This is a genomic window from Lacisediminihabitans sp. FW035, assembly GCF_054880895.1.
In genome coordinates, this window is record NZ_CM142187.1 from 3,387,106 (window position 1) to 3,406,107 (window position 19,002).

Below are 19,002 nucleotides of genomic sequence, written 5' to 3' on the forward strand. Positions count from 1 at the left end.
CGTGGGCTATCGCCAGGCCTGAGCCCGGCGGTCGCCTCAGTTTACGGAACCGCCCGCTGCAACGATCTTCTGCTCAGCAGAGCTAGAGACCTTGTCAACTGCAACATTCAGCTTAACTGCAATGTCACCAGCGCCGAGAACCTTGACCTTCTCGTTCTTGCGCACGGCACCCTTGGCGACGAGATCGCCGATGGTGACGTCCCCACCGGCCGGGTACAGCTCGGCCAGCTTCTCGAGGTTCACGACCTGGTACTCGACGCGGAACGGGTTCTTGAACCCGCGCAGCTTCGGGGTACGCATGATGCTGTTCAGGTTTCCACCCTCGAGCCCGACGCGCACCTGGTAACGGGCCTTCGTGCCCTTGGTACCACGGCCGGCAGTCTTACCCTTGGAGCCCTCACCGCGTCCGACGCGGGTCCGGTCCTTCTTCGCACCGGGAGCCGGGCGGAGGTGGTGCATCTTCAGCACCTGCGGGCGAGCCTCGACGACGGGCTCTGCAGCCTTCTTCGCCGGAGCGGCCTTGGTGGCAGTGGCCTTCGCTGCGCTGGCCTTTTTGGGGGCTGCCGCGGGGGCCTTGTCGGCCTTCGTTTCTTCAGCCATTAGTCAATCTCCTCGACCTTGACCAGGTGAGCGACGGTGCGAACGTATCCGCGGTTCTGCGAGTTGTCCTCGCGAACCACGACGTCGCCGATGCGGTGGAGCCCGAGGCTCCGCAACGTGTCGCGCTGGTTCTGCTTCTCACTAATTTTGGACTTGATCTGGGTCACCTTCAGGCGAGCAGCCATCAGACACCTGCCTTCGCGTCAGCCTGGGCACGCAGGAGGCGCGCGGGCGCGACATCCTCGAGCGAGAGGCCACGACGTGCGGCGACCGCACTCGGCTCCTCGAGCTGCTTGAGGGCAGCGACGGTTGCGTGCACGATGTTGATCGTGTTGGACGAACCGAGCGACTTGCTCAGAACGTCGTGGATGCCCGCGCACTCGAGTACGGCGCGCACCGGTCCGCCGGCGATAACTCCGGTACCGGCGGATGCCGGGCGCAGGAGAACGACGCCGGCAGCGGCTTCACCCTGGACGGGGTGCGGGATGGTCACTCCGACGCGGGGAACGCGGAAGAAGTTCTTCTTCGCTTCCTCGACACCCTTGGAGATCGCGGTCGGCACTTCGCGGGCCTTGCCGTAGCCGACGCCGACCAGTCCGTTTCCGTCGCCGACGACGACGAGAGCGGTGAAGCTGAAGCGACGACCACCCTTGACGACCTTGGAGACGCGGTTGATAGTGACGACGCGCTCGAGGAACTGGCTCTTCTCAGAGTCACGGCTCCCGCGCTGCTGGTTGGGGTTGCGCTCGCGTCCACCGCGGCGGGCCTCACGAGGCTCGTTGGCGGCAGGCTCGGTCGCGGCCGCAGTCTCCACGACCGTGACGGTCGGTTCGGCTTCGGTTGCCACAGGTGTCTCCTTGCTGGTGTTGGTTGTGTCGCTCACAGGTCGAGTCCCCCTTCGCGGGCGCCTTCGGCGATTGCAGCGACGCGTCCCGCGTACTTGCTTCCACCACGGTCGAATACGACGGCTTCGACGCCGGCGGCCTTCGCACGCTCGGCGACGAGCTCGCCGACCTTACGGGCCTTCGCGGTCTTGTCACCGTCGAAGGTGCGCATGTCCGCCTCGAGGGTCGATGCCGACGCGAGGGTGAAACCCTTGCTGTCGTCGACGACCTGCACGAAGACGTGGCGGGCCGAGCGGGTGACCACGAGACGCGGTCGAAGCTCGGTGCCGACGATCTTCTTGCGAAGACGTGCGTGCCTGCGGCCCTTTGCGGCCGACTTGCTCTTGCCTCTAGTTCCGAGAGCCATGATCACTTACCACTCTTTCCGGCCTTGCGGCGGACTACCTCGCCTGCGTAGCGAACGCCCTTGCCCTTATAGGGCTCCGGCTTGCGCAGCTTACGAATGTTGGCGGCGACTTCTCCGACAGCCTGCTTGTCGATGCCGTGCACCGTCAGCTTGTTGTTGCCTTCGACGGCAAAGGAGATGCCGGCCGGGGGGTCGACCGTGATCGAGTGCGAGAAGCCGAGAGCGAACTCGAGCGAGCTGCCCTTCGCCTGCACGCGGTAACCGGTACCGACGATCTCGAGGCCCTTGGAATAGCCGGTCGTGACGCCGATGATCTGGTTGGCGATCAGGGTACGGGTGAGGCCGTGAAGCGAACGCGATTCGCGCTCGTCGTCCGGACGGGTGACCAGAAGCTGGCCATCCTCGATCTTGACCTCGATCGGGCTGGCGACGGTGAGCGCGAGCTCACCCTTCGGGCCCTTGACGGTGACGGCCGAGCCGGTCACCGTGACATCGACCCCGGTCGGGATCTCAATGGGAAGGCGTCCAATACGTGACATCAGGGACTACCACACGTAGGCGAGGACTTCCCCACCCACGCCCTTCTTTGACGCCTGGCGATCCGTGAGGAGGCCGGAGGAGGTCGAGAGGATCGCGACGCCGAGGCCACCGAGAACGCGGGGGATCTCCGTGGACTTCGCGTAGACGCGGAGGCCGGGCTTCGAGACGCGCTTGATTCCAGCGATGGAACGCTCACGGTTGGGGCCGTACTTGAGGTCGAGGGTCAGGGTCTTGCCGACGCGCGCGTCCTCGATCTTCCATCCACCGATGTAACCCTCGGTCTTGAGGATCTCGGCGATGTGGGACTTGAGCTTGCTGTTCGGCATTGACACGGTGTCGTGGTAGGCCGAATTCGCGTTGCGCAGTCTGGTCAGCAGGTCTGCGACCGGATCTGTCATTGTCATGATGGTGGTGCCTTCCTCACCCGGTTTCGCCAGCTCTTACGGAACTGGCGACCTGCAGTGATCGGTGATGCGTGAGTGAAACTATCGAACCTGGGCGGGGGTGTTCTCCGCGTTGCGGAACGGGAACCCGAGCGCCTTGAGCAGCGCACGACCCTCGTCATCGGTCTTGGCGGTGGTCACGACAGTGATGTCGAAGCCGCGGACGCGATCGATGCGGTCCTGGTCGATCTCGTGGAACATCGACTGCTCCGTGAGACCGAAGGTGTAGTTGCCGTTGCCGTCGAACTGCTTGTCCGAGAGGCCGCGGAAGTCGCGGATGCGGGGAAGCGCGAGCGAGAGCAGGCGGTCGAGGAACTCCCAGGCCCGGTCACCGCGGAGGGTGACGTGAGCGCCGATCGGCTGGCCCTCGCGGAGCTTGAACTGCGCGATGGACTTGCGAGCGGCGGTGACCTGAGGCTTCTGGCCGGTGATCGCGGTGAGGTCTTTGACGGCCCCATCGATGATCTTGCCGTCACGGGCAGCCTCGCCGACACCGGTGTTCACGACGATCTTCACGAGTCCGGGCACCTGGTGCACGTTCGTGAAACCGAAGTCCTTCGCCAGCTGGGCGGAGATCTCGTTCTTGTACTTCTGCTTGAGACGCGGCTGGATTTTGCCAGCGGCGGGAGCAGTTGAAGTGTCGGTCATTAGTCGGCGTCCTTCTCAGTTGCCTTGGTGGTTTTGGGGGCGGCCTTTTTAGGGGCAGCCGCCTTGGGGGCGGCGTCCTTGTCGGTCGCAGTCGCCTTGGGGGCGGCCTTCGCCTTGGGGGCGGCCTTCGCCTTGGGCTCGACGACCTCGGTGGCCACCGGAGTCGTCGACTCCTCGTCGCTCACGATTCCGTCAGTGACCACAACGTCGTCGGCCTTGTCGGCCTTTGCAGTGCCGGCCTTCGCGGTGTCGGCCTTCTTGGAGTCAGTCTTCTTGGCAGTCGCCTTCACGGGAACGCGGCGCGACTCTTTGAAGTAGCGGGTGCGGGTCGTCTTGCCAGAGTCATCCGTGTCGACCGTGAAGCCGACACGAGCCGGCTGCTTGGTGTCGGGGTTGACCAGCTGCACGTTCGACACGTGGATCGGCGCTTCACGCGTCTCGATGCCACCGGTCTTGGTGCCGCGGTCACTCTGTCCGACACGCACGTGCTTGGTGATGTAGTTGAGTCCCTCGACGACGACGCGGTTCTTCTCCACGAGCACCTCGATGACACGACCCTGCTTGCCACGGTCGCCGCCGCGAGCCTGGCTGCGACCGCTGATGAGCTGGACGAGATCGCCCTTTTTGATGTTCGCCATGGTTACAAGACCTCCGGTGCGAGCGAGATGATCTTCATGAACTTCTTGTCGCGGAGCTCGCGACCGACCGGTCCGAAGATGCGGGTACCACGAGGGTCGCCGTCAGCCTTCAGGATGACAGCGGCGTTCTCGTCGAACTTGATGTACGAGCCGTCGGGACGACGGGTCTCTTTCTTGGTGCGCACGATGACCGCCTTGACGACGTCACCCTTCTTGACGTTTCCGCCAGGGATCGCATCCTTGACCGTGGCGACGATGATGTCGCCGAGGCCGGCGTAGCGACGGCCGGAGCCACCGAGTACGCGAATCGTGAGCAGCTCCTTGGCACCGGTGTTATCGGCGACCTTGAGCCTGGATTCCTGCTGAAGCATTTAGGTGTCCTTATACGAAGTAGACGCGAGGCCTACTTGGCCTTCTCGAGGATCTCGACCAGGCGCCAGTGCTTCGTGGCACTGAGCGGGCGGGTCTCGCTGATGATGACGAGGTCGCCGATTCCGGCCGCATTGGCCTCATCGTGCGCCTTGACCTTGGAGGTACGGCGGATGACCTTGCCGTAGAGGGGGTGCTTTACGCGGTCCTCGACCTCGACGACGATGGTCTTGTCCATCTTGTCGCTCGTGACATAGCCACGACGGGTCTTGCGGTATCCGCGGTCCGCAACGGTCTCTTCGACCGCGGTGGTCTTGGTCTCGGTAGCCATTACTTCTTCTCCTCGGCGGACTCGGCGGCCGCGTCAGCGACATCCTCAGTCTTCTTGGTCTTCTTGGCGGCGGCCTTGGGAGCCACCTCGACCGGCGCCGGAGTCGCACGGATGCCCAGCTCGCGCTCACGGATCACCGTGTAGATGCGAGCGATGTCGCGCTTGACAGCGCGAAGGCGACCGTGGCTTTCCAGCTGGCCGGTGGCCGACTGGAAGCGCAGGTTGAACAGCTCTTCCTTGGCCTTCTTGAGTTCGTCGACGAGACGCTCGTCTTCGAATGTGTCGAGCTCGACTGGAGCGAGCTCTTTGGAACCGATCGCCATTATGCGTCGCCCTCCTCGCGCTTGATGATGCGTGCCTTGAGCGGCAGTTTGTGGATTGCGCGAGTCAGTGCCTCACGCGCGACCGTCTCGTTCACGCCGGCGAGCTCGAAGAGCACGCGACCCGGCTTGACGTTGGCGATCCACCACTCGGGGGAACCCTTACCGGAACCCATTCGGGTTTCGGCCGGCTTCTTGGTGAGCGGGCGGTCGGGGTAGATGTTGATCCACACCTTTCCACCACGCTTGATGTGACGGGTCATCGCGATTCGAGCTGCCTCGATCTGGCGGTTGGTCACATAGGCGGGAGTGATGGCCTGGATGCCGTACTCGCCGAACGTCACCGTGGTGCCACCGGTCGCCTGGCCGCTACGGCCGGGGTGGTGCTGCTTACGGTGCTTGACCCTGCGGGGAATCAACATGGCTCTAGGCCTCCACTGCTACGGCTGCCGGAGCAGCGTCTGCCTTCGGAGCGGCCGCGGCTGCCGGGGCAGCTCCACGACGCGGTCCGCTGTCGCGGGCACCATCACGACGGTCGTCGCGGCGCTCGGGGCGCGTTGACTTGGCGTTGGCCTGCTCGCGAGCGAGCTCCTTGTTCGTGATGTCGCCCTTGTAGATCCAGACCTTCACGCCGATGCGGCCGAAGGTGGTCTTGGCCTCGTAGAAGCCGTAGTCGATGTTCGCGCGCAGCGTGTGCAGCGGAACGCGACCCTCGCGGTAGAACTCGGAGCGGCTCATTTCCGCACCACCGAGTCGACCGGAGACCTGGATTCGAACACCCTTGACCGTGGGGGTGCGCTGGGCACCCTGAAGTCCCTTGCGCATGGCGCGGCGGAACGCGACGCGAGCACTGAGCTGCTCCGCGATCCCCTGTGCAACGAGCTGGGCCTCGGCCTCGGGGTTCTTGACCTCGAGGATGTTGAGCTGGATCTGCTTGCCCGAGAGCTTCTCGAGGTCGGTGCGAATGCGCTCCGCCTCGGCTCCACGGCGACCGATCACGATGCCCGGACGGGCGGTGTGGATGTCGACGCGAACGCGGTCACGGGTGCGCTCGATCTCGATGCGTGCCACTCCGGCACGGTCGAGGGAGGTCTTGAGCAGGTTGCGGATCTTCACGTCTTCGGCGACGAAGTCGCTGTAACGCTGGCCGACCTTTGTGCTGTCCGAGAACCAACGCGACACATGGTCGGTGGTGATCCCCAGGCGGAACCCGTAGGGGTTTACTTTCTGTCCCATTACTTCTTCCCTGCCTTCGCAGTCGATGAACGCTGCGCGACGACAGCGGTCTCGTTCTCGTCCGGCGTGGCCAGGACGATCGTGATGTGGCTGGTGCGCTTCAGGATCTGGAAGGCGCGTCCCTGTGCACGAGGCTGGAAGCGCTTGAGGGTCGTTCCCTCGTCGACATAGGCCGACGAGACGAACAGGTCCTGCTCATCCAGGTAGCTGTTGCTTGCGTCCGCCTTGACCCGAGCGTTGGCGATAGCCGACTCGACGAGCTTGTAGACGGGGGTGCTTGCACCCTGCGGAGCGAACTTCAGGATGGCCAGGGCCTCGTGCGCCTGCTTGCCGCGGATCATGTTGACGACACGACGAGCCTTTGTGGCAGTGACGCGAATGTGCTTCACGCGAGCGATGGATTCAACCATTTCTCTATACCTTTCCGTCCCCGCGCTAGCGGCGACGACCCTTCTTGTCGTCCTTCTCGTGTCCACGGAAGGTGCGGGTGGGAGCAAACTCTCCGAGCTTGTGCCCAACCATGGTCTCGGTGATGAACACCGGGATGTGCTTGCGGCCGTCGTGCACTGCGATGGTGTGTCCCAGGAAAGACGGGATGATCATCGAGCGACGCGACCAGGTCTTGATAACGCTCTTGCTGCTGGCTTCGTTCGCCTTGGCCACCTTGCGAAACAGGTGGTCGTCGACGAAGGGGCCCTTTTTAAGACTGCGTGGCATCCTTTACAACTCCTACTTGCGCTTCTTGCCGACATTGCGGCGGCGAACGATGAGCTTGTCGCTCTCTTTGTTGATGTGGCGGGTGCGGCCCTCTTTCTGGCCCCACGGGCTGACCGGGTGGCGTCCACCGGAGGTCTTGCCCTCTCCACCACCATGTGGGTGGTCGACCGGGTTCATGGCGACTCCACGCACGGTCGGGCGAACGCCCTTCCAGCGCATACGGCCGGCCTTTCCCCAGTTGATGTTCGACTGCTCGGCGTTGCCGACCTCGCCGATCGTGGCGCGGCAGCGCGCGTCGACGTTGCGGATCTCACCCGACGGCAGGCGGAGCTGCGCGTACGGGCCGTCCTTGGCGACGAGACGAACGGATGCTCCGGCGGAACGAGCCATCTTGGCTCCCCCGCCCGGCTTCAGCTCGATCGCGTGGATGACGGTACCGACCGGGATGTTGCGGAGAGGCAGGTTGTTACCCGGCTTGATGTCCGCGCCGGCACCCGACTCGATGATGTCGCCCTGGTTGAGCTTGTTCGGAGCGATGATGTACCGCTTCGAGCCATCCACGAAGTGCAGCAGCGCGATGCGCGCCGTGCGGTTCGGGTCGTACTCGATCTCGGCGACGCGGGCGTTGACGCCGTCCTTGTCGTTGCGCTTGAAGTCGATCACGCGGTACTGGCGCTTGTGGCCACCACCGATGTGACGAGTCGTGATGCGACCGGCGTTGTTGCGTCCACCGGTCTTGGGCAGCGGGCGAAGAAGCGACTTCTCCGGGGTCGAACGCGTGATCTCGGCAAAGTCTGCAACCGAGGAACCGCGACGACCTGGAGTCGTGGGCTTGTACTTACGAATAGCCATGAGTTATCTCCTGTGATCCCTAGCCGACAGCGGTGAAGATGTCGATGGAACCGGACTTGAGGGTCACGATCGCGCGCTTGGTGTCCTTGCGCTTGCCGAGACCGAACTTGGTACGGCGGGTCTTGCCCTTTTTGTTCAGGGTGTTGATCGACGCGACCTCGACGCTGAAGATCTTCTCGATCGCCAGCTTGATCTCGGTCTTGTTCGAACGCGGGTCGACGATGAAGGTGTACTTGCCCTGGTCGATCAGGCTGTAGCTCTTCTCGGAGACGACCGGCGACAGGATCACGTCGCGGGGGTCTTTCTGGGTCGCGGTGCTCATGCGGATGCCTTCCCGGTGTTAGCGAGCTCACGGCGTGCAGCTGCACGCTCGGGGCTGACGCGCTTCTTGCTGACCGGCGCGTCGTCTTCGGTGGTCTCGACTGTGGCGGTCTTGACCGGTCCGGCGACGAAGCCGTCGAAGGCGCTCTTGGTGAACACGATGTCATCGCTCACGACGACGTCGTAGGCGTTGAGCTGGTCCCAGGTGAGCACGTGCACGCCGGGGATGTTGCGCACGCTCTTCTGGCTGACGATGTCGTTGCGCTCGATGACGATGAGCACGTGGCTCGAGGTCGTGATGCTCGCAAGCAGCGCGACGATGGTCTTGGTCGAGGGCACGTCTCCGACGGAGAGCGAGTCGACGACGTGGATGCGTCCGCCGCGAGCGCGGTCCGAGAGGGCGCCGCGCAGTGCTGCCGCGATCATCTTCTTGGGGGTGCGCTGGGCGTAGTCGCGAGGGTGGGGTCCGTGGACGATTCCACCACCGGTCATCTGGGGAGCACGGATCGATCCCTGGCGGGCACGACCGGTTCCCTTCTGCTTGAACGGCTTGCGGCCGGCACCGGAGACTTCACCACGACGGAGCGTGTTGTGCGTTCCCTGGCGGGCGGCGGCGCGCTGGGCGACGACGACCTGGTGGATGAGCGGGACGTTGGTCTGCACGTCGAAGGTCTCGGCGGGGAGGTCGACGGATCCGACCTTCTTGCCCTTCGAGTCGATGACGTCGAGCGTGTTCGTTTCGGCCATGGCCTTACGCTCCCTTCACTGCGTTGCGGACGAAGACGATGCGGCCCTTAGCGCCGGGAACGGCACCCTTGACCAGGATCAGGTTCTTTTCGAGGTCGACCGAGTGGACGATGAGGTTCATCGCGGTGACACGGTCACCACCCATGCGGCCGGCCATGCGCATTCCCTTGAACACGCGCGAGGGCGTGGAGGATGCACCGATCGAGCCGGGCTTGCGGTGGTTGCGGTGCGAACCGTGAGAGGACGAGACGCCCTTGAAGTTGTGGCGCTTCATGACTCCGGCGAAGCCCTTGCCCTTGGAGGTACCGACGACGTCGACCTTCTGGCCGGCCTCGAAGATGTCGACCGCGATCTCCTGGCCGAGCGTGTACTCGGCGGCATCCGCAGTGCGCACCTCGGTGAGGTGGCGGCGAGGCGTGACGCCCGCCTTGTCGAAGTGACCGGTCGCGGGCTTGTTCACCTTGCGGGGGTCGATCGCACCGAAGGCGATCTGCACGGCGCTGTAGCCGTCGACCTCGGGGGTGCGGAGCTGAGTCACGACGTTCGGAGTGATCTCCACGACGGTGACGGGGATGAGCTTGTTGTTCGCATCCCAGACCTGGGTCATGCCGAGCTTCTTGCCCAGCAGTCCCTTGCTTGTCTTAGTAGTAGCCATCAGAGTTCCCTTAGAGCTTGATCTCGATGTTAACGTCGGCGGGGAGGTCGAGTCGCATGAGCGAGTCGACGGCCTTCGGCGTCGGGTCGATGATGTCGATGAGGCGCTTGTGGGTGCGCTTCTCGAAGTGCTCGCGGCTGTCCTTGTACTTGTGAGGGGAACGGATCACGACGATCACGTTCTTCTCGGTAGGAAGGGGCACCGGGCCGACGACAGTAGCACCGGCACGGGTCACCGTGTCGACGATCTTGCGCGCCGAGCTGTCGATGACCTCGTGGTCATACGACTTAAGTCGGATGCGGATCTTTTGTCCCGCCATGTGTGACTCACTCTCTTTAATGCATCGTGGCTTGGCGACAAGCGCGCGGCTATTGGATGCTCGGTTTGCTTGGCCCCTGCTGGTAACTCAGACGCTGCGCACCACTGTTGTTGTGTCAATTACTGCGTGCTTTTTACCGACCCCCGCGCTCGGGCGTGTTGCCCTCGCACCGCACATGGCCCTACACCCATTGGGTGTAGCGCCATATCCAGGGGATTCGATTAAGTCGTGTTCTGCTACCCGCGGCCCAGGTGGTGACGCTGGATCTTGACGACCCGGTCTCACATCTGTGCACTGCCTGGCAGTGATCCCGGCGCATGGCCGGTTTTGTTGAACTAGGAGAGTCTGCCACAGGTTCGGAGTGTCTGCAACCCGGGCGTGTCACTCTCCGGCGTGTCGCGGCGGGGCCGGAAACACGGGCTCAGGCGGAGCGTCGGTCTGCGGTCACCAGCGTGATCGTGCCCGCGGTGAAGATGATCGTGCCGGCGAGCAGTGCGACCGCTCCGCCCGCCCATTCGACGCAGAGTGCGCCGATCGCTGCACCGACGCCCATCGAGACGACGGCGGCGAGACGGGGGAACCAGTTCTTGCCCGTTCCGCCGGCAAGCCGGCTGTCCCGAGCGAGGTTCGCGAGGGTGTTGGTGACGACGATGGTGGTGACGTCGGAGTTGCCGATCGGCTTTACCGCGGAAACCTGAGCGCCCATGACCACCGCGAGAAGTGCCGTCACCACCAAGAGTGCCGGATGGCCGAGATCGTGCACGACGAGCCAATAGATGGCGAGGGCGATCATCAGCCCTGCGCCTCCGACCAACACGGCTCTGCTCGATCGAGGCAGACCCTTCGGCGCCGACCGGCCGATGACACGCCCACCGATGATGGAGCCGAGAGCGAATCCGAGGAGCGCGATGATGTTGTTGAGAAGCGGTGTCTTTCCCGCACCCACCAGGCTGAACCCGATGAAGAGCACGTTGCCGGTCATGTTGCCGGTGAAGACCTTGTCGAGTGCGAGGTAGCTCACCGCATCGATGCATCCTGTCGATGCGGTCAGCAGCAGTAGTCCGGTGACGAAGTGGTGGCCGACGGGGAGGAGAGGGAGGCGCGCCATTCTCCTAACGGTACTGGAACGGCGCGCCCGCCTCGGCGACTACTCGGTGCCGACGGCCTTGTCCGCGGTGTCCCGCGCGCCGTCGATCTGCTCCTCGAATTTGCCGCCGGTGACCTTGTTCGCCAGATCGGCCACGCCATCGAGCAGCTTGTCGCTGATGTCTTCGGCCTGTGAGCTGTGAAGGGCGCCGGCAACCTTCTCATCTTTGAGGAATGCCTCCGCCTTGCCCGTGATGTCTTCGAGTCCCATGCGCATCTCCTTGACTGTTGATCCGTCCAGACCGGATGGCGACACCAGTGTGCCCTACTCCCCGGCAGCCGTAAAGAGTCAGTCGAACAGCAGCGCCCGCAGTTCGGATTCCGCGGACCCGAGTCTCGTCGGGTCGATCGTCGCCCCCTCCGAATAGCGGTCGATGAGGCGCGGATCCACGTAGCTCTTCCGTGCGATCGACGGGGTGTTGCCGAGCACCGCCGACGCGTCCCGCATAGCCTGGGCGATCGCCCTGTCGCGTGCCGACTTGCGGGGTTCCGGCCCGTGCTTGGCGAGGCTGACCGCCGCAGCGAGCGTTCCGTGGAGCGTGCGGAAGTCCTTTGCCGTGAACTCTCCCCCGGTGCGCTCACGCACGTAGGCGTTGATGTCCTGGGCGACTACCGGATGCCACCTCGCGCCGTCCTTCCAGGCGAGGAGCCGGGCGTTGGGTCCTCGGCGCTTCAGCGACCGCACCACCGGCGCGAGGTCCGGGTCCGTGATGTCCGACTGCCACTCCTGGCCGCTCTTGGCGGGGAAGTGGAGCGACACGGTGTCGCCGCTCACGCGCGCGTGCGAGCACAACAGCGTGGCGAGGCCGTGGCTGCCGTTGGACTCGGCGTACTGCTCCGACCCCACCCGCAGCGAGCCGGTGTCGAGCATGCGGAACGCCGCGGCGAGTGCGCGCGCTCGACCGGGTTCGGGTGAGCGCAATTCCCGGGTGACCTGCCGGCGGGCTGCAGGCAGTGATTCGGCGAGGCTCAACGCCCGATCGAACTTGATTCGGTCCTTCTGCTCGCGCCAGGTGGGGTGGTAGATGTACTGGCGGCGGCCCGCGGCATCCACTCCCGTCGCCTGGATGTGGCCGTTGGCGTAGGGCGCGATCCAGACCTCGGTCCACGCCGGCGGGATTGCGAGGTGCTCGATGCGCCGCCGCAGGTCCGGGTCGGAGATCGGATGGCCCGCGGCATCCTTGTACGAGAAGCCCCGTCCGGCGCGCACCCGGCGCAGTCCGGCACCGGACGAGTCGCTGCGGCGGAGACGAGGCATGATTTCACCCTAGGCAGCCTGAGTGCACCGACAAGCGGGTTGCGCGAAGGGCCTTTCCGTGCGTGGCGAGCTCCCCGCCCGCGGGTGCCCGCCCCGCCCAGGTTTTCGTGATCGATACGTCACGTTCCGTCCCAAGCGCGGCCGGGAATGACAGTTAGTGCCGGCTCGAAGCGATCGGACTGCACGGAGGACAGGGTGAGGAGGGCGGTGAGGAGGGCGGCCGCGACAACGACGAAGGGCCGCACCCTCTCGGATGCGGCCCTTCGTGTGCGCTGGATCAGCGCCGAACAGTTACTACTTGAGGATCTTGATGACCGTTCCGGCGCCCACGGTGCGTCCACCTTCGCGGATAGCGAAGCGGAGGCCTTCCTCCATGGCGATCGGCTGGATCAGGTTGACCGTCATCTCGGTGGTGTCGCCGGGCATGACCATCTCGGTGCCCTCGGGCAGGGAGATGACGCCGGTGACGTCCGTGGTGCGGAAGTAGAACTGCGGACGGTAGTTCGCGTAGAACGGGTTGTGACGGCCACCCTCATCCTTGGACAGGATGTAGGCGTTCGCCTCGAACTCGGTGTGAGGCGTGACCGAGCCGGGCTTGACAACAACCTGGCCGCGCTCGACGTCTTCACGCTTGGTTCCACGGAGCAGGAGTCCGACGTTCTCACCGGCGCGCGCGTCTTCGAGGGTCTTGCGGAACATCTCGATGGCGGTGACGGTGGTCTTGGAGGACTTCTCCTTGATTCCGACGATCTCGACCTCATCGTTCGGGTGGAGGATTCCACGCTCGACACGGCCGGTGATGACGGTTCCACGACCGGTGATCGTGAAGACGTCCTCGACGGGCATGAGGAAGGGCTTCTCGGTCTCGCGGACGGGCTCGGGAACGAACTCGTCGACCTTGTCCATGAGGTCGGCAACGGTCGCTGCCCACTTCTCGTCGCCCTCGAGGGCCTTGAGCGCAGAGACGCGCACGACGGGAGCGTTGTCCCCGTCGAACTCCTGGCTCGAGAGCAGCTCGCGAACCTCGATCTCGACGAGCTCGAGGATCTCCTCGTCGTCGACGACGTCGGACTTGTTCAGTGCGACGACGATGTACGGCACGCCGACCTGGCGAGCGAGCAGAACGTGCTCACGCGTCTGGGGCATCGGGCCGTCAGTGGCGGCGACGACCAGGATCGCGCCATCCATCTGGGCGGCACCGGTGATCATGTTCTTGATGTAGTCGGCGTGGCCGGGGGCGTCTACGTGTGCGTAGTGGCGCTTCTCGGTCTGGTACTCCACGTGGGAGATGTTGATCGTGATTCCACGCTGCTTCTCCTCAGGGGAGTTGTCGATCTGGTCAAACGCGTAAGAAGCGTTCAACGTCGGGTACTTGTCGTGCAGCACCTTGGTAATTGCAGCCGTCAACGTGGTCTTACCGTGGTCGACGTGACCGATGGTACCGACGTTGACGTGTGGCTTAGTCCGCTCGAACTTTGCCTTCGCCAATTGGTCCTCCTCAGGACTTAGGTGTAGACGCCCACGGTTCGAATTGTTTCGAACCGCGTGCGCTACGGGGTTTGGATGTAGATATTTTACTTGGGCAGACAGCCGAAGCTATTCGCCCTTGTTCTTCTGGATGATCTCGTCGGCCACCGCGCGCGGCACCTCAGAGTAGCTGTCGAACGACATCGAGTACACCGCGCGGCCGGAAGTCTTCGACCGGAGGTCTCCGACGTAGCCGAACATCTCGGACAGGGGGACCTTCGCGGCGATGACCTTCACACCGGTGGCATCCTCCATCGACTGGATCTGCCCACGACGCGAGTTCAGGTCGCCGATGACGTCGCCCATGTACTCCTCCGGGGTGCGGACCTCGACGGCCATGAGCGGCTCGAGCAGCACGGGATCGGCCTTGCGAGCCGCCTCCTTGAATGCCATTGAGCCGGCGATCTTGAATGCCATCTCCGAGGAGTCGACATCGTGGGATGCACCATCGAGCAGGATCGCCATCACGCCGACCATCGGGTACCCCGCGAGCACGCCCACCTGCAGCGCGTCCTGGATTCCGTGGTCGACCGACGGGATGTACTCGCGCGGGATCCGACCACCGGTGACCTTGTTGACGAACTCGTAGCTCTTCTCCGCGGTCACCTCCATCGGCTCGAGCGAGATCTGGATCTTGGCGAACTGGCCAGAACCACCGGTCTGCTTCTTGTGAGTGAAGTCGTGCTTCTCGACGACACGACGAATCGTCTCGCGGTAAGCGACCTGCGGCTTTCCGACGTTCGCCTCGACGCCGAATTCGCGCTTCATGCGGTCGACAAGGATGTCGAGGTGGAGCTCGCCCATTCCCTTGATGACGGTCTGGCCGGTGTCGATGTTCTGCTCAGTACGGAAAGTCGGGTCCTCTTCAGCGAGCTTCTGGATCGCGAGACCCAGCTTCTCCTGGTCGGCCTTCGTCTTCGGCTCGATTGCCACCTCGATGACCGGCTCCGGGAACGTCATCGACTCGAGAACGACCTGGTTCGTCGGGTCGGTGAGGGTGTCACCCGTCGTCGTGTCCTTGAGGCCGATGACCGCGTAGATGTGCCCGGCGGTGACGCTGTCGACCGGGTTCTCCTTGTTGGCGTGCATCTGGAAGATCTTGCCGATGCGCTCCTTCTTGCCCTTGGTCGCGTTGACCAGCTGGGCACCGGAGTCCGCCTTGCCCGAGTAGACCCGGATGTAGGTGAGACGACCGAAGAAGGGGTGGACCGCGACCTTGAAGGCCAGTGCCGCGAAGGGCTCCGTCGAGTCCGGGTGGCGAAGGATGACCTTCTCTTCGTCGCGCGGGTCGTGGGCCTCGATGGCCGGCACATCGAGAGGCGTCGGCAGGTAGTCGACGACCGCATCGAGCATGGGCTGGACGCCACGGTTCTTGAACGCGGAACCGCAGAGCACCGGGTAGATCTGGCTCGAGATGGTGAGCTTGCGGATGGCGGCCTTGATCTCGGCGACCGAGAAGTCGGTGTCACCCTCCATGAAACGCTCGAGGAGCGAGTCATCGGTCTCGGCGACGACCTCGAGGAGGGCCGCACGGTACTCGTTGGCCTTCTCGACCAGGTCGGCCGGGATCTCTTCGATGTCGTACTTGGCACCGAGCTCGACGTCACCCTTGGAGTCTCCGCGCCAGGTCAGCGCACGCATCTCGACGAGGTCGACGACACCTTCGAAGGTGTTCTCGAACCCGATCGGGAGCTGGATGACGAGGGGCTTCGCACCGAGGCGCTTGATGATGGTGTCGACCGTGTAGTAGAAGTCGGCGCCCAGCTTGTCCATCTTGTTCACGAAGCAGATGCGCGGCACGTCGTACTTGTCGGCCTGGCGCCAGACGGTCTCGGACTGGGGCTCGACGCCCTCCTTGCCGTCGAACACCGCGACCGCGCCGTCGAGCACACGGAGCGAACGCTCCACCTCGACGGTGAAGTCCACGTGGCCGGGGGTGTCGATGATGTTGATCTGGTGCTTGTTCCAGAAACAGGTCGTCGCAGCGGACGTGATGGTGATTCCACGCTCCTGCTCCTGCGCCATCCAGTCCATCGTGGCTGCACCATCGTGCACCTCACCGATCTTGTGGGTGATGCCCGTGTAGTACAGGATGCGCTCGGTGGTGGTGGTCTTGCCGGCATCGATGTGAGCCATGATGCCGATGTTTCGGACCTTGTTCAGGTCGGTGAGCACGTCTTGTGCCACGGAGTGTCCTTACGGTTAAAAAGTGGAATGGATGCCCGCCGAGCAGGCGGCCCGCGCCCGTGTCGAGACCCAGGGTCTCGACACGCTCGCAGAGCTCGCTACTCGACGAACAGAGGTGTTACCAGCGGTAGTGCGCGAAGGCCTTGTTGGCGTCGGCCATCTTGTGAGTGTCCTCGCGACGCTTGACCGCGGCACCGAGGCCGTTGGACGCGTCGAGGATCTCGTTGGTGAGACGCTCGGTCATGGTCTTTTCGCGACGGCCCTTGGCGTAGGTGGTGAGCCAGCGCAGCGCGAGGGTGTTGGCGCGATGAGGCTTGACCTCGACCGGCACCTGGTAGGTCGATCCACCGACACGGCGGCTCTTGACCTCGATGGTGGGGCGGACGTTGTCGAGCGCTTTCTTCAGCGTGACGACGGCATCTGCACCGTTCTTGGTCGAGACTCCGACGAGCGCGTCATAGACGATGCGCTCGGCGAGGCCCTTCTTGCCATCAAGAAGGATCTTGTTGACGAGCTGGCTGACGATGGGGGCTCCGTAGACCGGGTCCGCGACTACGGGACGCTTCGGTGCTGGTCCTTTACGAGGCATTACTTCTTGTCCTTCTTCGCGCCGTAGAGGCTACGGGCCTGCTTGCGGTTCTTAACGGCCTGGGTGTCGAGCGCGCCGCGCACGATCTTGTAGCGCACACCGGGGAGGTCCTTGACGCGACCGCCGCGGATGAGCACCATCGAGTGCTCCTGCAGGTTGTGGCCTTCGCCGGGAATGTAGGCGGTCACCTCGGTGCCGTTGGAGAGCTTGACGCGCGCGACCTTGCGGAGGGCCGAGTTCGGCTTCTTCGGGGTGGTCGTGTACACGCGGGTGCACACACCGCGCTGCTGCGGGTTGCCCTTGAGGGCGGGCGCCTTGGTCTTGACGACCTTGGGGCTGCGGCCCTTGCGGACCAACTGCTGAATGGTGGGCACTACATACTCCTTGTATTTACTGCACGGTGACAGATCTTGCGTAGCATCCGTTTCCGACGTTCTGTAGGTCCGTCGGAAACGTTTTGCACCACACGCGAATCGCACGAGTGCGAGATTCTGAGTGGTATGCCGTGGGGGCTGCCGATCTTACACAGACCGGCAAACCCAGCTTGTATGGCTGGTGTCGAACCTGACCGGAACCCCTGGGAAAAGCGGGCACGGTTCAAGCGCACGACAAAGCGCACACCTCGTAGATACTATCCTCCGCGAGGGGTAGCGGTCAAATGACCACCGTGCTCACTCGCGGGCTCCGAACTCGGCCGTCAGGTCGTCTATCGACGCGATGAGATCGCCCTTGTAGACCCGGGAGGTCGGCAGGTCGAGCTGGTCGAGCACGGTCGAGAGATCCACCCGCTTGCTGTTGTCATAGGGCGGCGTCTGACGGGGCCCATTCCACACCTGCACTGTGTACGAGACGGGGGTGAAACCGCGGAATCCCCAGGCCAGGCGCAGCGCCTCGGTGGTGATCGCTGCCAGGTCGCCGGTGGCGGGCTCATCGAGGTAGATGCGGATGCCGAGTCTCCGCGCGGTAGGGGAACCGTCGTAACTCGGTACTGCTGCGGCGTCCTGCACCCCGTCCAACGCGGCGACCTCGGCGGCGAGGCTGACGAGGGCGGGATCCGGCGTGCGCGCGGACGGCGGCGCAAAGGCACATCCGGCAAGTAGCACGACCAGGGAAACCGCCACCGCAGCGACCCCCATCCGGCGTCGAGTGGTCACGATGGGCTCCATTCCGCGGTCGAGACTATCGCCCGAGAGAGGTTGAACAGCGGCTCCCGTAGCTCGACGGCCGGAGAGGAGAACGACAGCAGGACGACGCGACGCTCCCCCGGTACGGTCATCCAGAAGTCGATGAGCAGATTGCGCACCTCGTCGGGTTCGATGTCTACTCCAGCGGGTACCTCAGGTACCGCGACATCCACCCGGCTCGACACCAGTACCTCCGACTCGCCGGTCGAATAGCGCTCGAAGCCGTCCTCGCCCGGGCGCGCGTCGAGGGCGGCGACAATTACATCCATCACAGCGGCCGCGGCCACCGAGGGGGCGGCACTGACGTCGAGACCCGGAGCGTAGACCCCGAGAAAGGCGGGAATGGGCAGGTCTGTGACGGCCTCGAGGGCGATGACGAAGCGGTCCGCGTTTGCCGCGCGGGCTTCGGATGCTGCGGACAGGAGCCGATCCCGCACCTCAGCCCGGAGTCGTGCCCGGTCGTCGGCGCGACCGATCGACTCGACGACCAGCCGGCGGATGGCCTCTCGTGTGACGGCGGCGTCGCGCAGCGGAACCTCGCGCCAGGCCCCCGGAAATCGCAGGCGCAGCCTCTCGGCAGCGCTCACCGCCGGCAGCGTGGCGCTCACTCGGCGCCCTCAGATCGCGGCCCGAAATGCAGCTCGAGATCGCGCGCGGAGACGGAGAGGAACTTCTTGAACACCCGCGCGCCGGGGAGGTCCAGCGCCGCGAGCACCGGCGCGAGGTCAACCTTCGCCGAGTTGTCGTAGGGCAGCTCCTGGCGCGGTCCGAGCCACACCTGCACGGAGATGCCGGCCGCCAGGAACTCCCGGAACCCCCAGGCGCACTCGAGGGCGTCGTCCACGATGCGGGCCAATTCCGGTGCGGGAAGGTCCGCGGCGGACACGGCGAGAAACAGCCGGAGGTTGAGAATGCGGCGTTCGGGCGAGCCGTCGAAGCTGCTCGCTGCCACGGCGTCCGTAATGACCGGATCGAGCGCCACCAGTTGCAGGCGGAGGCTCTGGAGCGCCGCCGAGACGATGACGGGGTCGCCGCCGGCGCCGGAGCGGAGCGGGTGTCCCTCCGCGAGACCGAGCACTCTGGCGGCGCCGGCGACGATGGCCGCTCTCAGGGGAGATGTCACC

General features: G+C 64.5%; 29 protein-coding genes and 1 pseudogene. All 30 read right to left on the reverse strand.

All coding sequences use genetic code 11. The annotated features are described in order from the left end of the window. Positions 1–36 precede the first annotated feature (36 nt). The 30 genes and pseudogenes from rplO to ACVXZ4_RS16335 all read right to left on the reverse strand — a co-directional run bounded on the left by rplO (position 37) and on the right by ACVXZ4_RS16335 (position 19,001). Entirely contained in the window at positions 37–600 is a 564-nt protein-coding gene (gene rplO, locus ACVXZ4_RS16190; protein ID WP_461795822.1) for a 50S ribosomal protein L15, read from the reverse strand. Continuing rightward, positions 600–785, reverse strand: coding sequence for a 50S ribosomal protein L30 (rpmD, locus tag ACVXZ4_RS16195; RefSeq protein WP_097060176.1), 186 nt, complete (start codon positions 783–785; stop codon positions 600–602). The genes rplO and rpmD overlap by 1 nt, the downstream gene beginning before the upstream one ends. Then, positions 785–1,447 carry a 30S ribosomal protein S5 gene (rpsE, locus tag ACVXZ4_RS16200; RefSeq protein ID WP_185204175.1) on the reverse strand — a complete coding sequence of 221 codons (663 nt, stop codon included), beginning with the start codon at positions 1,445–1,447 and terminating at the stop codon, positions 785–787. Before rpsE ends, rpmD begins: the two co-directional genes overlap by 1 nt. A gap of 32 nt (positions 1,448–1,479) precedes the next feature. Next, entirely contained in the window at positions 1,480–1,851 is a 372-nt protein-coding gene (gene rplR, locus ACVXZ4_RS16205; protein ID WP_185204174.1) for a 50S ribosomal protein L18, read from the reverse strand. Positions 1,852–1,853: 2 nt separating this feature from the next. Beyond that, positions 1,854–2,390 carry a 50S ribosomal protein L6 gene (gene rplF, locus ACVXZ4_RS16210; RefSeq protein WP_185201704.1) on the reverse strand — a complete coding sequence of 179 codons (537 nt, stop codon included), beginning with the start codon at positions 2,388–2,390 and terminating at the stop codon, positions 1,854–1,856. Between the two features lie 6 nt (positions 2,391–2,396). Next, positions 2,397–2,795: a 30S ribosomal protein S8 gene (rpsH, locus tag ACVXZ4_RS16215; protein WP_354574444.1), complete on the reverse strand. Its 399-nt coding sequence runs from the start codon at positions 2,793–2,795 to the stop codon at positions 2,397–2,399. 81 nt (positions 2,796–2,876) lie between these two features. Then, a complete protein-coding gene (gene rplE / locus ACVXZ4_RS16220) occupies positions 2,877–3,482 on the reverse strand; it encodes a 50S ribosomal protein L5 (RefSeq protein ID WP_461795823.1) in 606 nt (201 codons plus the stop codon). Positions 3,483–3,784: 302 nt separating this feature from the next. Next, positions 3,785–4,120: pseudogene (gene rplX / locus ACVXZ4_RS16225) on the reverse strand (50S ribosomal protein L24); the annotation flags it as partial. 2 nt (positions 4,121–4,122) lie between these two features. After that, positions 4,123–4,491, reverse strand: coding sequence for a 50S ribosomal protein L14 (rplN, locus tag ACVXZ4_RS16230; RefSeq protein ID WP_185201707.1), 369 nt, complete (start codon positions 4,489–4,491; stop codon positions 4,123–4,125). Between the two features lie 32 nt (positions 4,492–4,523). Continuing rightward, positions 4,524–4,820, reverse strand: a complete 297-nt coding sequence (rpsQ, locus tag ACVXZ4_RS16235) for a 30S ribosomal protein S17 (RefSeq protein WP_461795824.1) — start codon at positions 4,818–4,820, stop codon at positions 4,524–4,526. Further along, complete coding sequence (rpmC, locus tag ACVXZ4_RS16240; protein WP_461795825.1) at positions 4,820–5,143, reverse strand: 50S ribosomal protein L29; 324 nt, start codon at positions 5,141–5,143, stop codon at positions 4,820–4,822. Before rpmC ends, rpsQ begins: the two co-directional genes overlap by 1 nt. Further along, positions 5,143–5,562 carry a 50S ribosomal protein L16 gene (gene rplP, locus ACVXZ4_RS16245; protein ID WP_461795826.1) on the reverse strand — a complete coding sequence of 140 codons (420 nt, stop codon included), beginning with the start codon at positions 5,560–5,562 and terminating at the stop codon, positions 5,143–5,145. The genes rpmC and rplP overlap by 1 nt, the downstream gene beginning before the upstream one ends. A 4-nt stretch (positions 5,563–5,566) precedes the next feature. Beyond that, positions 5,567–6,376 carry a 30S ribosomal protein S3 gene (gene rpsC / locus ACVXZ4_RS16250; protein ID WP_461795827.1) on the reverse strand — a complete coding sequence of 270 codons (810 nt, stop codon included), beginning with the start codon at positions 6,374–6,376 and terminating at the stop codon, positions 5,567–5,569. After that, the gene (gene rplV, locus ACVXZ4_RS16255) at positions 6,376–6,786 is read right to left on the reverse strand and encodes a 50S ribosomal protein L22 (protein ID WP_461795828.1); all 411 of its coding nucleotides are present in this window, start codon (positions 6,784–6,786) and stop codon (positions 6,376–6,378) included. Before rplV ends, rpsC begins: the two co-directional genes overlap by 1 nt. 25 nt (positions 6,787–6,811) lie before the next feature. After that, positions 6,812–7,093 (reverse strand): 30S ribosomal protein S19, encoded by a 282-nt coding sequence (gene rpsS / locus ACVXZ4_RS16260; RefSeq protein ID WP_185201712.1) that lies wholly within the window; start codon positions 7,091–7,093, stop codon positions 6,812–6,814. A gap of 12 nt (positions 7,094–7,105) precedes the next feature. Then, the gene (gene rplB / locus ACVXZ4_RS16265) at positions 7,106–7,945 is read right to left on the reverse strand and encodes a 50S ribosomal protein L2 (protein WP_185201713.1); all 840 of its coding nucleotides are present in this window, start codon (positions 7,943–7,945) and stop codon (positions 7,106–7,108) included. A 19-nt stretch (positions 7,946–7,964) separates the two neighbouring features. Further along, the gene (rplW, locus tag ACVXZ4_RS16270) at positions 7,965–8,267 is read right to left on the reverse strand and encodes a 50S ribosomal protein L23 (RefSeq protein WP_461795829.1); all 303 of its coding nucleotides are present in this window, start codon (positions 8,265–8,267) and stop codon (positions 7,965–7,967) included. Then, positions 8,264–9,013: a 50S ribosomal protein L4 gene (gene rplD, locus ACVXZ4_RS16275; RefSeq protein ID WP_461795830.1), complete on the reverse strand. Its 750-nt coding sequence runs from the start codon at positions 9,011–9,013 to the stop codon at positions 8,264–8,266. The genes rplW and rplD overlap by 4 nt, the downstream gene beginning before the upstream one ends. 4 nt (positions 9,014–9,017) lie before the next feature. Continuing rightward, on the reverse strand, positions 9,018–9,668 hold the full coding sequence (gene rplC / locus ACVXZ4_RS16280) for a 50S ribosomal protein L3 (RefSeq protein WP_461795831.1): 651 nt from the start codon (positions 9,666–9,668) through the stop codon (positions 9,018–9,020). Positions 9,669–9,678: 10 nt separating this feature from the next. Next, positions 9,679–9,987 carry a 30S ribosomal protein S10 gene (rpsJ, locus tag ACVXZ4_RS16285; RefSeq protein WP_147783478.1) on the reverse strand — a complete coding sequence of 103 codons (309 nt, stop codon included), beginning with the start codon at positions 9,985–9,987 and terminating at the stop codon, positions 9,679–9,681. A 421-nt stretch (positions 9,988–10,408) separates the two neighbouring features. Further along, positions 10,409–11,095, reverse strand: a complete 687-nt coding sequence (locus ACVXZ4_RS16290; RefSeq protein ID WP_461795832.1) for a YoaK family protein — start codon at positions 11,093–11,095, stop codon at positions 10,409–10,411. Positions 11,096–11,134: 39 nt separating this feature from the next. Next, positions 11,135–11,344 (reverse strand): antitoxin, encoded by a 210-nt coding sequence (locus ACVXZ4_RS16295; RefSeq protein ID WP_461795833.1) that lies wholly within the window; start codon positions 11,342–11,344, stop codon positions 11,135–11,137. 78 nt (positions 11,345–11,422) lie between these two features. Continuing rightward, positions 11,423–12,391, reverse strand: coding sequence for a DNA topoisomerase IB (locus ACVXZ4_RS16300; protein WP_461795834.1), 969 nt, complete (start codon positions 12,389–12,391; stop codon positions 11,423–11,425). A gap of 294 nt (positions 12,392–12,685) precedes the next feature. After that, positions 12,686–13,879, reverse strand: coding sequence for an elongation factor Tu (gene tuf, locus ACVXZ4_RS16305; protein ID WP_185201720.1), 1,194 nt, complete (start codon positions 13,877–13,879; stop codon positions 12,686–12,688). A gap of 108 nt (positions 13,880–13,987) precedes the next feature. After that, positions 13,988–16,105, reverse strand: coding sequence for an elongation factor G (fusA, locus tag ACVXZ4_RS16310; RefSeq protein WP_461795835.1), 2,118 nt, complete (start codon positions 16,103–16,105; stop codon positions 13,988–13,990). 118 nt (positions 16,106–16,223) lie between these two features. Beyond that, positions 16,224–16,694, reverse strand: a complete 471-nt coding sequence (gene rpsG, locus ACVXZ4_RS16315; protein WP_185201722.1) for a 30S ribosomal protein S7 — start codon at positions 16,692–16,694, stop codon at positions 16,224–16,226. Then, positions 16,694–17,068 carry a 30S ribosomal protein S12 gene (gene rpsL, locus ACVXZ4_RS16320; RefSeq protein ID WP_130981949.1) on the reverse strand — a complete coding sequence of 125 codons (375 nt, stop codon included), beginning with the start codon at positions 17,066–17,068 and terminating at the stop codon, positions 16,694–16,696. The genes rpsG and rpsL overlap by 1 nt, the downstream gene beginning before the upstream one ends. Positions 17,069–17,365: 297 nt before the next feature. Next, positions 17,366–17,848 (reverse strand): hypothetical protein, encoded by a 483-nt coding sequence (locus tag ACVXZ4_RS16325; protein WP_461795836.1) that lies wholly within the window; start codon positions 17,846–17,848, stop codon positions 17,366–17,368. Then, positions 17,845–18,486: a hypothetical protein gene (locus ACVXZ4_RS16330; protein ID WP_461795837.1), complete on the reverse strand. Its 642-nt coding sequence runs from the start codon at positions 18,484–18,486 to the stop codon at positions 17,845–17,847. Before ACVXZ4_RS16330 ends, ACVXZ4_RS16325 begins: the two co-directional genes overlap by 4 nt. Beyond that, positions 18,483–19,001 carry a hypothetical protein gene (locus tag ACVXZ4_RS16335; RefSeq protein WP_461795838.1) on the reverse strand — a complete coding sequence of 173 codons (519 nt, stop codon included), beginning with the start codon at positions 18,999–19,001 and terminating at the stop codon, positions 18,483–18,485. The genes ACVXZ4_RS16330 and ACVXZ4_RS16335 overlap by 4 nt, the downstream gene beginning before the upstream one ends. Between the last annotated feature and the right edge of the window lies 1 nt (position 19,002).

Bases quoted from the DNA above. Each gene is read 5' to 3' on its own strand.
- rplO (WP_461795822.1), bottom strand. From the start codon at position 600: ATGGCTGAAGAAACGAAGGCCGACAAGGCCCCCGCGGCAGCCCCCAAA.
- rpmD (WP_097060176.1), bottom strand. From the start codon at position 785: ATGGCTGCTCGCCTGAAGGTGACCCAGATCAAGTCCAAAATTAGTGAG.
- rplR (WP_185204174.1), bottom strand. From the start codon at position 1,851: ATGGCTCTCGGAACTAGAGGCAAGAGCAAGTCGGCCGCAAAGGGCCGC.
- rplF (WP_185201704.1), bottom strand. From the start codon at position 2,390: ATGTCACGTATTGGACGCCTTCCCATTGAGATCCCGACCGGGGTCGAT.
- rpsH (WP_354574444.1), bottom strand. From the start codon at position 2,795: ATGACAATGACAGATCCGGTCGCAGACCTGCTGACCAGACTGCGCAAC.
- rplE (WP_461795823.1), bottom strand. From the start codon at position 3,482: ATGACCGACACTTCAACTGCTCCCGCCGCTGGCAAAATCCAGCCGCGT.
- rplN (WP_185201707.1), bottom strand. From the start codon at position 4,491: ATGCTTCAGCAGGAATCCAGGCTCAAGGTCGCCGATAACACCGGTGCC.
- rpsQ (WP_461795824.1), bottom strand. From the start codon at position 4,820: ATGGCTACCGAGACCAAGACCACCGCGGTCGAAGAGACCGTTGCGGAC.
- rpmC (WP_461795825.1), bottom strand. From the start codon at position 5,143: ATGGCGATCGGTTCCAAAGAGCTCGCTCCAGTCGAGCTCGACACATTC.
- rplP (WP_461795826.1), bottom strand. From the start codon at position 5,562: ATGTTGATTCCCCGCAGGGTCAAGCACCGTAAGCAGCACCACCCCGGC.
- rpsC (WP_461795827.1), bottom strand. From the start codon at position 6,376: ATGGGACAGAAAGTAAACCCCTACGGGTTCCGCCTGGGGATCACCACC.
- rplV (WP_461795828.1), bottom strand. From the start codon at position 6,786: ATGGTTGAATCCATCGCTCGCGTGAAGCACATTCGCGTCACTGCCACA.
- rpsS (WP_185201712.1), bottom strand. From the start codon at position 7,093: ATGCCACGCAGTCTTAAAAAGGGCCCCTTCGTCGACGACCACCTGTTT.
- rplB (WP_185201713.1), bottom strand. From the start codon at position 7,945: ATGGCTATTCGTAAGTACAAGCCCACGACTCCAGGTCGTCGCGGTTCC.
- rplW (WP_461795829.1), bottom strand. From the start codon at position 8,267: ATGAGCACCGCGACCCAGAAAGACCCCCGCGACGTGATCCTGTCGCCG.
- rplD (WP_461795830.1), bottom strand. From the start codon at position 9,013: ATGGCCGAAACGAACACGCTCGACGTCATCGACTCGAAGGGCAAGAAG.
- rplC (WP_461795831.1), bottom strand. From the start codon at position 9,668: ATGGCTACTACTAAGACAAGCAAGGGACTGCTGGGCAAGAAGCTCGGC.
- rpsJ (WP_147783478.1), bottom strand. From the start codon at position 9,987: ATGGCGGGACAAAAGATCCGCATCCGACTTAAGTCGTATGACCACGAG.
- ACVXZ4_RS16290 (WP_461795832.1), bottom strand. From the start codon at position 11,095: ATGGCGCGCCTCCCTCTCCTCCCCGTCGGCCACCACTTCGTCACCGGA.
- ACVXZ4_RS16295 (WP_461795833.1), bottom strand. From the start codon at position 11,344: ATGGGACTCGAAGACATCACGGGCAAGGCGGAGGCATTCCTCAAAGAT.
- ACVXZ4_RS16300 (WP_461795834.1), bottom strand. From the start codon at position 12,391: ATGCCTCGTCTCCGCCGCAGCGACTCGTCCGGTGCCGGACTGCGCCGG.
- rpsG (WP_185201722.1), bottom strand. From the start codon at position 16,694: ATGCCTCGTAAAGGACCAGCACCGAAGCGTCCCGTAGTCGCGGACCCG.